The following is a 14,040-nucleotide window of genomic DNA, read 5'->3' as shown; positions in this document are numbered from 1 at the left end:
TTTCATTTAATAACAACTCAAATAATTGACAGGAAAATATTTAAAATGTTTACGAAGCAAAAACTTCTCTCAAAACCTCTAACGAATTAGGTCTTCTAAAATCGCTGATATGTTTTTCGTAATAATTCAAAAGCAGGTTTAACAGAACGTTTCTATCCTTGGCGGTAAATACTTTTTGGTTATGAGAAAATCCAAGTCCGAGGAGCTTTTTAAACAGAACCGTCTCTGTTTGATCAATGCAAAAAGGTGTGTAGAAATCTGTAAAATTCCCGTCCTGAATATTAAAATACAGCTTATCCGACCATTTCATATCCGGGTAAAATCCGAGGTATTTAGTCAGCTCTACTAACAATATCAAGTGAAAATTTGCCGTTTCTTCGTGCGCATCCAACCACAAAACCGCAGTTTCTAAAAAGGTATAAAAAGATTCGTCATTTTGCTGTTCTTTGACGGCATGGTGGAGCATTTCTGCCACAAAAATAGCAATGCTGTTTTTAGAAAAGTCTAAATAAATACTTTGATAAACATATGCCAGCCTCAGATCTTTAAAATATTGCAAACCGCTTTTGCTTTTATATGCAAAATCTATTTCCAGTACCGTCAAAGGCTGAAAATAAGCTGTTTTTTGTGTTGTTTTACCTTTGGAAAAAGCATTTCTTACAAAAAACGACTGGATACCCATCGCTTCTGTAAAGCATTTAACAATCAGACTTTTATCCTGATATTTCACCACACTCAACACAATCGCTTTTGTTTTGACCTGCATTATCTTATAATCATCAGTTTTTTAACTGCTTTGTGTTCTCCTTTTCCCGAAGAAACTAAAACCAGATATACTCCGGAACTCACTCTGCGTCCGTTAAACCCATACGTGTCCCACAAAACCATTCCGCCTTCCGAAGTTGTTTCAAACACCAAATTGCCATCTAAATCAACAATTTTGACATTTGATTTGTCAACCAATCCTGCAATTTTGACGTCTCCAAAAAACTCCGGACGCACCGGATTGGGGTAAACGTAAAAATCGCTATAAGATTCCTGTCCTTCTGAAGCATCACCCATAAAAGAAACAACACCCAAATCAGTAGCAAAAAACACTTCGCCTGTAGTACCGTCAATTTCTATATCATTAATGGTATTGCTCGGCAAAGGCGAATTTTCTCTGGTAAAATGATGAATAATTTTTTGTCCGTTTGACGATACTAAAAAAACGCCGGCATCTGCAACAGCCACCCATTTATTATTTGCCCCGTCAACTTTTATTTTAGTTATGTACTGCTGATAAAATAGCTCTTGTGCTATGCCATCCTGCTTAATTATGATAGATTGCGTAGCAATATCTGTTGATTGCAAAAACTTATCTACCCCAGTAACCAACCTCAATCCTTTTTCTGTGCCTATCCAAAGCTGGTTGCTTTTATCTATTGCCAGCGAACTGACATTATCACTTGGCAGATTTCCTTTTTGTTGATTAAACAACGCTACCCGGTTTCCCTTTTTCTCATTAAAAGCAACTATGCCATTCAACAAAGTAGGTATCCATTTGGTACCATTTTTATCAATAACCATCCTGCCATAATTGACATTTGTATAATCGGGAAAGTAATTGGTAAAATTATATGATTTCCAGTCTCCTGCCGGATTCAAACTCTTGAGCGAACGGGTTGTAAAGTTATTAGTTACCCACAGCAATCCTTCTCTGTCAAAAAAAGCCCCATTTATCCGCGTTGTTTTATAGTCTTCATTTACCCTTAAACTTTCTAATCCCTCGTTTCCTGTATTTTCATCATTGTAGAGATATACTGTGCTTTCTCCCAGATTTTCTTCTTTCAAGTCTATCTTTAGCAACCCCGAATGGTAAGAAGATACGAACAGCTGACTTGTATTTCTGGGATTAATGGCTGCAAAAGAAAGCGCCTGCGCATTTAATTTACTGTACGGGATGCGCTCCCACCCCCTGTTTTTACTATAAAAACCCAAGCCATAAAAGCCCAAAAAAGGAATATGTGGATTATAAGTATATTTGTCATATCCTCCGGCTACAAACCAAATACCGCTGTCTGTACTGAGCATGGAAAAAATCCGGTTAGTTTCCGGCCCTTCCGGCGATAAATAAACGGGAGCATTCCAACTGCCCCAGTTAAACTGCAATAAGCCACTTCTCGGCGTGCCTACATACAGCTTATTCCCGACCTCTTCTGCCGTTACCTTTTCATGAATCGTTTCAACTTTATTGAGCGATAGCAGCTCTTTATTTTTGATGTCTACTGTATTTTTTGTGGTTATCAGCAAATAATTGTCACTTTGTTTTAAGTCTGTTATTGGCACATCATAACTTTCTGCAAGTTGCGTTAGTCCTGAATTATTAATCACCTGATAAAGTTCACCTGCATCGGTCTCAGCCTCATTTTTAGACAATAGCAATTTATCCTGATAAACGATTACTTTATCCCATTTTCCACCTACAAATAGTAGCCACTGCTTATAGTCTACCAGATTGGGATTGCTGAGCAAGGCTTTTTTCACTCCTTCTGATTCCGTAACGGCATAAATTGTTTGTCCCTGAATTGCAAGGGATATGACTGCTTGATTTTTGCCGCTATTTCCTAAAAAATAGGAATCGCCAAATTGGTTATTATTTAAATTTAAGGCACTTATCCCATAATTTGCGGCAATATAAACAATGCCTTTTTGTTCAGCAAAAGCATTTATCTTTTTTTCGCCCGGCATCAAAGCCCCTTTGTTTTTAATATCATCTATAAAAGATATTTTCCCACTTTTCCGGTCGATAATCTGAAGTGATCCATCTTCGTTGCCGACAATTATTTTCTTAAAAGGCTCACTGTAATGCAAAGCGGTAATATTGCCCGTATGCAGACCATTAATTGTATTGTAAATCTCTATTTCTTCTCTTACTGTATTGAAAACGAGTACTGATGCTGTTGTTGCAGCAAACACTTCTTCTTTTCCGGAAGCCATTGCTACTATCTCTGCATAGGACAAATAACTGTTCCAACGCTGCTGCGCTTGTGTTAATACTGCTGTCAGAAGGGTAAGAAAAAGAATTAATCTCTTCATAAATCATATTTAAAACCTAACAAATATATTACTAAATTTTTCAACTGCTCTTTTTTGTATAAACTGTTTCATTTTTCAAAAAATGTTTTTGGTAAAACACCCCAAATATGTATCTCAAATTAATTATCTTTACAAAAAGCTATAAAAATCTATGAAAAAAACACTTTACGTCTGTCTGTCTCTTTTACTTCTTGTCGGTTGTAAAAAAAAGATAGCAGAACCTGTTTCTTTTGAATTTGAATTACAGGAGTTTCACAAAAAATCCGATGTCAACTGTTTTGAAGGCGATTGTACTGAGGTGAATATAAGCATTCCTGTAATTGTGAGTCCAACCAGTGATATTGCTCAAAAGATTAATCAAAACAACTTAAACGTTATTCACGATATTGTTTCTTTTGACGAAAGTCATTCCAATGCCAAAAATTATGGAGAAGTTGTGGATTCATTTATCAATTCGTACGAAAAGATGACAGCAGAATTTCCGGATGAAAATATCCCCTGGAAAGCTGACGTTTCAGGCGAGATTACATACTCAAACGACGATTTACTCACTTTTGCGGTAGAATACTACACTTTTGCGGGTGGCGCTCATGGTTTTAAAAGTGAAAAAGCAATTCACTACAATCCAAAAACAGGAGAGATTTACCGAACAGAAGATTTAATTAAGGATTGGAAAGGATTGCAAAAAATTATTACCAAACACCTCAACCCTGATGATATTAGTATTTATGATGAGAACAATCAATTGATTTATCCGGAAAGCATTTTTTTCTATGACAATTCTATTGTTGCACTCTATAACTCTTTTGACGTAACGGCTTTTGTAGACGGTCCGATAAAAGTTGAAATGAGCAAAGAAGAAGCAGCTCCTTTTTTCAAAATTAATTTAGATTTAGCAGAATAAGGATGAATCGGTAGAAATACGTACTTTTGACGTACATTTCAATCCAAATACAACTGCGTTTTGAGTATCTATAAAAAGATTTTCCAACAAACTGCCATATACGGTCTGGCAGCAGTTTTTCCGAAGGTAATCGGTTTTTTTCTCGTTCCTTTTCATACCGAAGTGATGCAGAGCGATGCCTACGGACAATACAATGTTGTATTTGCCATTATCATGTTTTTAAACGTAATTCTGGCCTTTGGAATGGAAACTGCCTTTTTTAGATTTTACACTTTAAAAGATAATCAAAAGGACGTTCTCAACAATGCAATGTTGTTCTTGTTGTTTACTTCTTCTGTTTTTCTGGCTATCAGTCTGCTTACCCAAAACTTCTGGACTGCTTTTTTAAATATCCCAAAAGACATTTGGCAATACGTAATCTGGATTTTGGTTTTGGATGCTTTAGTCATTATACCCTTTGCTAAACTCCGCGCCGATCAGCGTCCTATGTTTTACAGTGCCGTGCGAATAGGTAATGTTTGTATCAATGCTTTTCTCAACGTCTTCTTTTTGTATTTGCTTCCTTTAATCGTGTCCAAATATCCCGATTCGATTTTTGCTGTTATTTATGTAGAAGACTTTCAGGTATCTTATATTTTCATCGCCAATCTAATTGCCAGTCTGGCAACGTTTTTAGTATTTTATAAGTCTTATTTCAAAATACAATTCTGCTATAATTCCGTTCTCGGAAAACAAATGATAAACTACGGGATTCCCATCATGATTGGCGGATTGGCATTTGCTATTAACGAAAGCTTTGACAAAATACTACTGGAGCGGTTGCTGCCTGCAGACATTGCCTTGTCTGAAGTTGGAAAATATTCGGCATGCTATAAATTAGGGCTTTTTATGGTTTTGTTTAGACAGGCATACACGCTTGGCATAGAGCCCTTCTTTTTTAACTATGCTAAAAACGACGATGCACCGACTAAGTACGCAACCATAACCAAATATTTTGTCATTTTTGGCAGTTTGATTATGCTTTGCGTCATTGTGTTTTCAGATATCTTAAAAATATTTTTTATCCGAAACGAAGCGTATTGGGATGCCATGAAAGTGGTTCCTCTTATTATTCTGGCTAATTTTTGTTTGGGTATTTACACCAATCTTTCGGTGTGGTACAAGCTAAAAGACAAAACCCTGATAGGTGCTTATATTTCCATTATAGGTGCTGTGCTGACTTTAATTTTTAACTATGTGCTGATTCCTGTCTGGGGCTATATGGGTTCTGCTTTTGCCACGCTGATTGCTTATGGCTCTATGATGCTTATTTCTTATCTGCTAGGTCAAAAATACTATCCTATTCCTTACCCTAAAAAAGCAATTATAGGCTATATGGGAACTTCCATTGCTTTGTCTTTTTTATACTTCTACTTTTTTAGAGAAAATTACTGGATTGGAGTCACGATCATTGTTCTGTTTATTGTGACAGTGGCTAAAAATGAGAAAAAACTCTTAATCAGTTTTGTCAAACGATAACCGCAATACTAATTTAGTGGTCTTTGTTTGTGTACCGATTTGCGCTTGTGAAAAGTTTCTTTGTAATGTCCTTGTGTGTCTTTGGCAATGATGCTGATGTTTCCGTCTATTTCAAAAGTAGCCAGCTTAATCTGTTTAAAATATTCAACCCCGTGTTCGTGCATTGCTTCAGTTAACTCTTCGGATGTAATGCCCAATCGAGTTGCTTTTTCAAAATCGACCACGCCGTTATGCACAATAATTTCAGGTTTTTGCTGTAACAGCCGATTGACCAGCTTGTTTTTTGACTGTAACTTTTTTACGCCATAATTAACCACAAAAAGAGAAAAAGCAGCTACTATTCCTCCTTGCAGACTTGTATCGTTGCCCACCATTGCATTTTGGACTGCATTACTGATGAGCAAAATCAAGATTACATCAAACGAATTTAACTGTGAGAGCTGTTTTTTGCCAAAAATACGCAACGCAACTACCATAAACAGATATACAGCAACACATCGTCCAACAACAATTAAATATTCCATGACTACTATTATTTTAAAGATAGAGATATATAAACTCTCCTTGTACTCTATTAAATTCCAATAAGCATTCTGTCCTTATTATACCTTATCTGATAACCAAAACGCAGTTTTTTAGTTTCTCCTGCTTTTAATTTTAAATTCCATTTAAGCAGTCCTTTTTCCTGATCAACTTCTGCATCGGAAATTTCAGATAATATAACTTCTATACTGTTATCCGTACTAATAGGGAACTGATCCTCTACCTGAATAGCAATGGTTTCTTTTTTATTGTTTTTAATCGTTATTTCGTACACAAAGTTTTGTTCTTTTTTTGAAGAAAGCGTTTTTGTTCCGGATTTGTCCGAAATTAAAGTACGTTCCAATGAAATCCGGGGGTCTTTGCCGATGTTCAGACGCAACTTTTCTTCTGTGTTTTCAGTGGATAAACGTGTTTTGCCGATGTTCATTCCATCATAAATAACATTAGCTTCTCCCGGCAGCAGATTGTGTTTGGAATAGTCGGAAATTTCGGTTACCAAATAGGCATTTTTATCCAATTTTGGTGCACTGTAATATTTATAATCTCCGTTGAGTTCAAAGTTATTTAAATCCACGCTGTGTCGTTTTCCATTGCTCAGGATAGAATATGGAATAGCAATGTCAAACGTAACATTGAGTTCGCTTTCGTGTATATTGGTATATTCTGCAATGGATTTTCGTTCTTCATAGGAAACTTGAGGAGCGCTCACATTTGTAACGGTAACTCCCGCGGCTTTTCCTTCTATCATGCTGCTTACATCAGCCACTCCACCTACTCTTAATTCACTCGCATTAATACGAGAAACAGCTCCACTACCTCTTCTTCGGGAAGAACCATAGCCCGTACTTATAACTATTTCGTCTGTTTTGTCATTATTTACAAGAGGCTCATACTGAATAAACCAATTATACCAATTGGGCATCGTATTATTTTGATTGATATTCCCAGAAGTCAGGCTTAGCTTCACGTTCCGCCAGTCAATGCCGGAAGTTTGTACTACTTGTGCTTTATACATCATTTTTACCGGTTCACCCACCTTTTCAATTCGCAAATCATAAGACGGAATCCACTGCGCCCTTGAAGTAGCGTAATTTACCTTAAATGGAACTTTGCCTTCTTGGGCATTCATAATCTGAACGATAAGTTTTCCCTGACTTATTTTTTCGGATTTATCGCTTCCCAAAGACAATTTTGATTTTAAATCGTTCCATTTAGCCTCTATAATTTCTTTTTCCTTCTTTTTCAGATAAATCCCATTTTGCAAGTTTTTATATTTTTGTCCGTAATAATCTACCCATTTTGCCATCTCTGCAACTGACGAAATTTTTAGGGAGCTTTCTTTATCATAAGAATCAGAACTATTTTCCAAAAGTTGGATAGTCTTTAAATCAGCGTTAATCGAATTGGTTATTTTTTCGAGTTCCAGCTCCACTGCCGCAATGCTATCTCGCAAGGGCTTTGTTAAAGGCGAATTATTTACGTTGTCATATTCCTCAATGTACGCATTGGAAAACTGAACCGACATAACCGTTACCTCATCTGTTGAGCCCACTTTTATAGTGTTTTCTTTTAATTCATTTGAAATATTGGTAATCACCACTTCTGACATGCCTTTTGGCAGCTTTACTTCGGCATTTTGCGTTAATTCTGCTCCATCGTAATACACTCTGGCGCTTTCTAGATTTGCTTTTGTATAAATCGGTTTTTGTGCCCATAGACCAACTGTAGTCAAAACAACAGCAGCAATTGTAAACTTTATTTTCATAGCTTTTATTTTATCCAAAAAGATATTCTACCACATCTTCTATTTTAGTAACTAAGATAACTTTTATACCAGAACTTTTGTAGGTTATTTTGTTGTATTTTGAAATAAATATAGTTGAAAACCCTAATTTTTCGGCTTCCTGAATGCGCTGATCTGCTCTGTTTATCGGTCTTATTTCTCCTGTTAATCCCACTTCTCCGGCAAAAACAAAATCTTTTCCCACCGGCAAATCCTGATCCGATGACAAAATAGCAGCAACAACGCCTAAATCTATTGCCGGATCGTCAACTGTAATTCCACCGGTAATGTTTAAAAACACGTCTTTTTGCCCCAATCGGAATCCGGCTCGCTTTTCCAAAACAGCCAAAATCATATTCAGGCGCTTTAGATTATATCCCGTAGCACTGCGCTGTGGGGTTCCGTAAACTGCTGTGCTTACCAAAGCCTGAACTTCTACCATCAGCGGACGCATTCCTTCCAATGTTGCGGAAATTGCCGTTCCGGATAATTCTTCTTCTTTATGTGAAATCAGTATTTCCGAAGGGTTTGCCACTTCTCTGAGCCCGCTTCCCTGCATTTCGTAAATACCGAGTTCTGCTGTGGAGCCAAAGCGGTTTTTATTAGCTCTCAAAATCCGGTAAACGTGATTTCGGTCGCCCTCAAACTGTAAAACGGTATCTACCATGTGTTCCAGCATTTTGGGTCCGGCAATGCTTCCGTCTTTGGTAATATGCCCGATAATTAAAACCGGCGTTCCAGTTTCTTTGGCAAATTTGGTCAGTTCAGCTGTACATTCCTTAATTTGAGATACAGTTCCGGCTGAAGATTCGATGTAATCAGTATGCAAGGTCTGGATAGAATCTATAATCAATACATCAGGTTGAATTTCGTCTATTTGTCTAAAGATATTTTGCGTATTGGTTTCGGTCAGGATATAGCACTGTTCGCTTTGTGGATTGATTCGCTCTGCGCGCATTTTAATTTGCTTTTGACTTTCTTCTCCTGAAACGTACAGCGTTTTATAGGGCAGTTTAAGCGAAATCTGCAACAGTAGTGTACTTTTCCCTATGCCGGGCTCTCCTCCCAGCAGCACCATAGAACCGGGAACCAATCCTCCGCCAAGTACTCGGTTTAGCTCCCCATCCAGCGTATTCATTCGAATTTCTTCGGCACTGTCTATTTCTTTTACTTTCAAAGGTTTTGCAGCCCGCTGTGTAGCTGAAATATTGGATGCGAGCTTCCAGCTGCTTTTTTCTTCTTTTTGAATTACTTCTTCTACCAAAGTATTCCACTCTTTACAAGCTGTACACTGTCCCATCCATTTGGGAAATTGCGTTCCGCAATTTTGACAAAAAAAAGCGGTTTTTACTTTCGCCATACATTTTTATTTTAAAACGTAAAAATACAAAAATAACGCGAAAGCAATCTTACGCTATCTTGCCGATTTTGAGCTTATCAAAGGCAAAAACAAGAGAGAAAATACCCCTAGAATCACAATAATTGCCGTTTGTGTAGTCCATAAAATCCAGCCAAACGCAGTACCTGAAACTGTAGAAACTCCATAGAAAAGCAATAGCTCGGAAATAATCAGCGGAAAAGCGCCAATACCGCCATTGGTAAAAGAAATTGCAAAACTTCCGGCTACAAAGGCAGACATAACAACAGGAAAAGTCAGCGCGCTTGTTTCTGCAAGAGCAAAGGTACCAAAATAAAACGTTGCGATATATCCGCCCCAAATCAACAGTGTAAAAAAGAGAAAACCGGTTCTATACGGCATTCTGAAGATACTTTGTACTCCTTCTGTCAATCCTTTTATTTTATTTTTGACATATACAACTGCTTTCCAGCGAGAAAATTTAAAGATAAGTGTAAAAGCAATAATCGTCAAAACTAAGAAAACGCCCAGTCCAAACAGTTTTTTAACCGGCACATAGTTTAATAAAAACTCTTTCAAAATATCGTATTGCAAAATCAATGCGGTAAAAACACATAACAAAAGACAAAATAAATCAATTATCCGTTCAGAAATAATTGTACCAAAAATTTTATCAAAAGGGACTTTTTTATATTTCTGCAATACTAATGCTCTGGAAATCTCACCTGATCGGGGAACAGTTAAGTTCATCAGATAGCCGACAGAAAGTGCCATAAAGTTGGTAAATGTACCTGAATCATATCCCATAAAGCGCAAAGCGTACTTCCAACGGTATGCTCTTGCCCAAAGACTGAGAACAGAGAAAAAGGAGGCTAAATAAATGTATTTATAGTCTGCGTTTTTAAATTGTACTCCTATTTCGTGAATCTGCTGGGCAGTAAATTGTTGATAAGCGTAATAAATCAAAAAAACTCCCAGCAAAAGCGGGAGTCCGATATTGAATATTTTACTTATCTTTTGTTTCAATCCAAAATATTAACTTAACTGGTTGGTTTCTTCGTTTGGAAAGATAATTGCCGGTTTAAAAGACTTTGCTTCTTCAAAATCCATTATCCCATAAGCAATAACGATAATGATATCTCCTTTTTGAACTTTGCGAGCTGCGGGTCCGTTTAGTGTAATTTCCCCACTATTTTTAGGTCCGGGAATCACATAGGTTTCAAATCGCTCTCCGTTGTTGATATTGACAATAGCTACTTTTTCGCCTTCAATCATATTAGCGGCTTCCAACAAAGATTCATCAATAGTTATACTACCAATATAGTGTAAATCAGCGCCGGTTACTTTTACGCGGTGAATTTTTGATTTTACTACTTCAACTTGCATTTTACTTTTGTTTTTATTAAAAAGACAGATTATCTATTAACCGAACACCTTCAATATGCGCTACCAAAAACCCTCTGTATTTATGCCCAGCTTCTTTTGTTTGAGCATTTTTCAAAGTTTCTTCATCAGCAATGGTAAAGTATTCGAGGTCAAAGTTAGAATTATTTTTAAATTCACTCTCAACAAATTGCTGTACTTTTTCAATTGTTTCTGTTTGAAACAGTTCTTTTGCCTTATTTAACACCTCAAATAAAAAAGCTGATTTTTTTAATCCTTCTTCAGAAACTCTTTCATTTCTTGAGCTCATAGCTAATCCGTTTTCTTCTCTAAGAATAGGCACCCCTGAAATTTGAATCGGAAGTTTTTCTTTTTCAACCATTTTTCGGATAACCTGCAATTGTTGAAAATCTTTTTCTCCAAAATAAGCTCTGTTCGGCTGTACTAATTCAAAAAGTTTTTTCACCACAGTTCCCACTCCGTCAAAATGTCCGGGTCTTTGTGCTCCTTCCATTTCGTTTTCAAGCCCATCAAAATCAAAAGACTGCGCTACCGTATTACCCTGATATATTTCATGTACAGATGGAGCAAAAACCACTATCTGATTTGAAAGAGTTTCTATCATCTGAATATCTCTGTCCAGAGTTCTCGGGTATTTTTCCAAATCCTCAGGATTGTTAAATTGTGTAGGATTGACAAAAATACTAACTACGGTACAGTTATTTTCTCTTAATGAATGTTCCATCAAAAACAGATGTCCTCTATGAATTGCACCCATAGTAGGGACAAGTCCCACAGTTTTGCCTGTTTGTTTAAAAGAGCTTAAAAACTCTTGTAATTCAGCTTTTGTGCTAAATAAAAACATTTATATATTGTTTAAAATAATGGCAAAATTAGCTATTTAAGAAATAACTCCATAAAATTTCGTAAATTTGCAGTGTTTATTTATTTCAAAATCAGAAATCAGAATTGAAGATGAAAGATAAGAGGATATTATATGTATCATCTGAAGTGGTACCGTATTTAGCAGAAAATGAAGTTTCATTAATGTCTTATGACGCTCCTAAGATGATTAACGATCAGGGGGGACAAATAAGAATTTTTATGCCGAGGTACGGTAGTATAAATGAGAGAAGACACCAACTACACGAAGTAATCAGACTATCAGGCATGAATCTTGTTGTAAATGACATTGATATGCCTTTGATTATTAAAGTGGCTTCTATTCCGAAAGAGCGCATTCAGGTGTATTTCATCGACAATGACGAATACTTTAAAAGAAAGTCGACTTTTACAGACGAAGACGGTGCTTTATTTGCAGACAATGACGAGCGCGCTATTTTTTTTACTAAAGGAGTAATTGAAACGGTTAAAAAGCTAAACTGGGTACCTGACATCATCCACGTACAGGGTTGGATGGCTTCTTTATTGCCGGCTTATTTAAAGCACTTTTATAAAAATGAGGCTATTTTTTCTGAAACAAAAGTAATCACTTCTGTTTTTAATGAAGCTTTTGAAGGTGTATTGAGCAGCAATATGAAAGATAAGGTAGCATTTGACGAATTGCCGAAAGAGGTTTTGGCAGATTACGAAAAATCGACCTACGAGAATATTATGAAAAATGCGATTCAGAATTCAGACGGCGTTATTATAGCCTCTGAAAACACGCTTCCAAGTTTAACAAAATTTATAGAATCTTCTAAAAAACCTTTCTTACCTTTCACTCCAAAAGAAGGCTTTGCGGAAGCTTATACCCGGTTCTATAAAACCTTTTTATAATTAAAACCCACAATCGGATAGAATAGATGAATCGTAAAAACATCTTTAAAGGAATACTTTTTGCTTTGACCTTTATCGGCCTACAATCTTGTGATAAGGATTTCAGCGATGTCGGAGGAAATATTATCGGCGATGGCAATATCAATATAGAAACATATACTGTTGAAAATATTGTTGCTTACAATCAAAGCTATGGTGCTGCTGACACAAAAAACTTAGTTGAAATACCATTAGGTTTTTATGAAAATGGCACTTTAGGGCAAACTTCCAGTAGTTTTGTAGTACAAGTTGCATCTAACAGCTCGGCTTTTTCTTTAATCGGCGAAAATGCAAAAATAGACTCTGTTTACGTTTATATCCCTTATTTCTCTGAATATGAAAAAACAGAGAACGATATCGCTAAGTATAAACTAAACAATGTTTATGGCGATGGATCTTTTGATTTAAAAGTATATCAAAACGGATATTTTTTGAGTAATTCTAATCCTTCACAAGGTGGAAGCTCTAAATATTTTTCTAATAACAGTTCTATTTTTAATTCTAACAAAATAGGAAATATACTTAACGACTCTCCCGACAGTAAGCAAAACACTAATTTTGTTTTTACCAATACAAACATAATCATATATAAATACGACAAAGACGGAAATCCGATAAAGGATGAAACCACGGGTAAACATCAAGAACAAGAAAGACTATCTCCAGGACTTTGGCTAGATTTAAATAAGGAATATTTTCAGGAATTATTTATCGGAAAAAAAACAGCGCTGCAAGATCCTAACACTTTTAATGATCTGTTTAGAGGTTTATATTTTGTTGCCAGCGGGAATTCGTCTAAAGGAGCTATTGGGTTGTTAAATATTTTTCAGGGACAGCTAGTTGTCAAATATACAGACGAAAAAAAATCGACTAACAGCGAAGGAGAAGAAACAACAACTACTGAAAAAAAGACAATGACTTTTTCTCTTTCCAGCGGTGTAAGCAGCGGAAATTTAGATGCAAATTCAAACATAAATGTAAATCTTTATCAAAACTCCAATAATGCTGAATACTTGGATGCTATATCACAGGCAGATACTAAAAACGGAGATGATAAACTTTATATAAAAGGAGGTGAAGGCTCTATTGCCATAGTTGATCTTTTTTCAAAGAACGATTATGCTGAACTTAAAAAATTAAGAGAAGACGATATTTTAATCAACGATGCCATCCTGACTGTATATGTTGACGAAAATGCGATGAGCAATAACATTAATCCAAAGCGTCTTTATCTTTACAATTACGATGACGAAGTATCTTTAGTAGATTTTTCAAATGATACAAATACAAATTCATCGTATCTAAAAGCTGTTTTTGGAGGAATTTTTCAAGAAGAAAACAAGGATAAAAATCTGGAAGGAAACCTATATAGATTTAGAATCACAGAATACCTTCGCTCCCTTATCAAAAGCAAAGATTTTAAAAAGAGTCCTAAATTAGCATTGTCAATGACAAATGATTATAACAGCTCTTTTTTAAATTATATTAAAAATCAAACTTTAGAATCACCAATTGATAATTCACCTAACGATATCAAAACTATACCTGCTTTTTCTGTCAGCTGTCCTGTTGGAACAGTTTTGTACGGTGCCAATACGCAGGCAGAAGGCAAAAAAATGAAGTTAGAAATATTTTATACAAAAACTAAAAATTAAA

The 14,040-nt window shown here is 35.9% G+C and carries 12 protein-coding genes; 4 read left to right on the top strand and 8 right to left on the bottom strand.

From position 1 onward, the window contains the following. Positions 1–49: 49 nt before the first annotated feature. Positions 50–766, bottom strand: coding sequence for a DNA repair protein RecO (gene recO, locus C8P70_RS06365; protein WP_133712507.1), 717 nt, complete (start codon positions 764–766; stop codon positions 50–52). Further along, the gene (gene porZ, locus C8P70_RS06360; RefSeq protein WP_133712506.1) at positions 766–3,078 is read right to left on the bottom strand and encodes a type IX secretion system anionic LPS delivery protein PorZ; all 2,313 of its coding nucleotides are present in this window, start codon (positions 3,076–3,078) and stop codon (positions 766–768) included. Before porZ ends, recO begins: the two co-directional genes overlap by 1 nt. A gap of 151 nt (positions 3,079–3,229) precedes the next feature. On the opposite strand from porZ, the gene C8P70_RS06355 reads away from it, so the two are divergent. After that, entirely contained in the window at positions 3,230–3,982 is a 753-nt protein-coding gene (locus C8P70_RS06355; RefSeq protein WP_133712505.1) for a DUF4163 domain-containing protein, read from the top strand. 60 nt (positions 3,983–4,042) lie between these two features. Beyond that, positions 4,043–5,500, top strand: coding sequence for an oligosaccharide flippase family protein (locus tag C8P70_RS06350; protein WP_133712504.1), 1,458 nt, complete (start codon positions 4,043–4,045; stop codon positions 5,498–5,500). An 8-nt stretch (positions 5,501–5,508) separates the two neighbouring features. Here C8P70_RS06350 and C8P70_RS06345 read toward each other — a convergent pair whose 3' ends face one another. Genes C8P70_RS06345 through panC form a run of 6 tightly spaced genes read right to left on the bottom strand, consistent with a single transcriptional unit; the run spans position 5,509 to position 11,431 of the window. Then, entirely contained in the window at positions 5,509–6,024 is a 516-nt protein-coding gene (locus C8P70_RS06345; RefSeq protein ID WP_133712503.1) for a DUF421 domain-containing protein, read from the bottom strand. A gap of 50 nt (positions 6,025–6,074) precedes the next feature. Beyond that, the gene (locus tag C8P70_RS06340; protein ID WP_133712502.1) at positions 6,075–7,808 is read right to left on the bottom strand and encodes a DUF4139 domain-containing protein; all 1,734 of its coding nucleotides are present in this window, start codon (positions 7,806–7,808) and stop codon (positions 6,075–6,077) included. A 10-nt stretch (positions 7,809–7,818) separates the two neighbouring features. Further along, positions 7,819–9,186, bottom strand: a complete 1,368-nt coding sequence (gene radA, locus C8P70_RS06335; RefSeq protein WP_133712501.1) for a DNA repair protein RadA — start codon at positions 9,184–9,186, stop codon at positions 7,819–7,821. 54 nt (positions 9,187–9,240) lie between these two features. Continuing rightward, a complete protein-coding gene (locus tag C8P70_RS06330; RefSeq protein ID WP_133712500.1) occupies positions 9,241–10,209 on the bottom strand; it encodes a lysylphosphatidylglycerol synthase transmembrane domain-containing protein in 969 nt (322 codons plus the stop codon). A 9-nt stretch (positions 10,210–10,218) separates the two neighbouring features. Then, positions 10,219–10,569 carry an aspartate 1-decarboxylase gene (panD, locus tag C8P70_RS06325; RefSeq protein WP_133712499.1) on the bottom strand — a complete coding sequence of 117 codons (351 nt, stop codon included), beginning with the start codon at positions 10,567–10,569 and terminating at the stop codon, positions 10,219–10,221. 16 nt (positions 10,570–10,585) lie between these two features. After that, positions 10,586–11,431 (bottom strand): pantoate--beta-alanine ligase, encoded by an 846-nt coding sequence (gene panC / locus C8P70_RS06320; protein ID WP_133712498.1) that lies wholly within the window; start codon positions 11,429–11,431, stop codon positions 10,586–10,588. 110 nt (positions 11,432–11,541) lie between these two features. Between panC and C8P70_RS06315 the strand changes: the two genes are divergently transcribed. Both C8P70_RS06315 and C8P70_RS06310 read left to right on the top strand, forming a co-directional pair. Then, on the top strand, positions 11,542–12,345 hold the full coding sequence (locus C8P70_RS06315; protein WP_133712497.1) for a glycogen/starch synthase: 804 nt from the start codon (positions 11,542–11,544) through the stop codon (positions 12,343–12,345). A gap of 26 nt (positions 12,346–12,371) precedes the next feature. Beyond that, a complete protein-coding gene (locus tag C8P70_RS06310) occupies positions 12,372–14,039 on the top strand; it encodes a DUF4270 domain-containing protein (RefSeq protein ID WP_133712496.1) in 1,668 nt (555 codons plus the stop codon). Position 14,040: the final 1 nt, after the last annotated feature.

It is taken from the genome of Myroides indicus, from assembly GCF_004364575.1.
Lineage (GTDB): Bacteria > Bacteroidota > Bacteroidia > Flavobacteriales > Flavobacteriaceae > Flavobacterium > Flavobacterium indicum_A.
This window is presented reverse-complemented; position numbering and strand designations above follow the sequence as displayed.

What these genes read in the sequence shown, in the direction of transcription:
- C8P70_RS06340 (WP_133712502.1), bottom strand. Translation starts at nt 7,808, where the DNA reads ATGAAAATAAAGTTTACAATTGCTGCTGTTGTTTTGACTACAGTTGGT.
- panC (WP_133712498.1), bottom strand. Translation starts at nt 11,431, where the DNA reads ATGTTTTTATTTAGCACAAAAGCTGAATTACAAGAGTTTTTAAGCTCT.
- panD (WP_133712499.1), bottom strand. Translation starts at nt 10,569, where the DNA reads ATGCAAGTTGAAGTAGTAAAATCAAAAATTCACCGCGTAAAAGTAACC.
- C8P70_RS06355 (WP_133712505.1), top strand. Translation starts at nt 3,230, where the DNA reads ATGAAAAAAACACTTTACGTCTGTCTGTCTCTTTTACTTCTTGTCGGT.
- C8P70_RS06310 (WP_133712496.1), top strand. Translation starts at nt 12,372, where the DNA reads ATGAATCGTAAAAACATCTTTAAAGGAATACTTTTTGCTTTGACCTTT.
- C8P70_RS06315 (WP_133712497.1), top strand. Translation starts at nt 11,542, where the DNA reads ATGAAAGATAAGAGGATATTATATGTATCATCTGAAGTGGTACCGTAT.
- recO (WP_133712507.1), bottom strand. Translation starts at nt 766, where the DNA reads ATGCAGGTCAAAACAAAAGCGATTGTGTTGAGTGTGGTGAAATATCAG.
- porZ (WP_133712506.1), bottom strand. Translation starts at nt 3,078, where the DNA reads ATGAAGAGATTAATTCTTTTTCTTACCCTTCTGACAGCAGTATTAACA.
- C8P70_RS06345 (WP_133712503.1), bottom strand. Translation starts at nt 6,024, where the DNA reads ATGGAATATTTAATTGTTGTTGGACGATGTGTTGCTGTATATCTGTTT.
- radA (WP_133712501.1), bottom strand. Translation starts at nt 9,186, where the DNA reads ATGGCGAAAGTAAAAACCGCTTTTTTTTGTCAAAATTGCGGAACGCAA.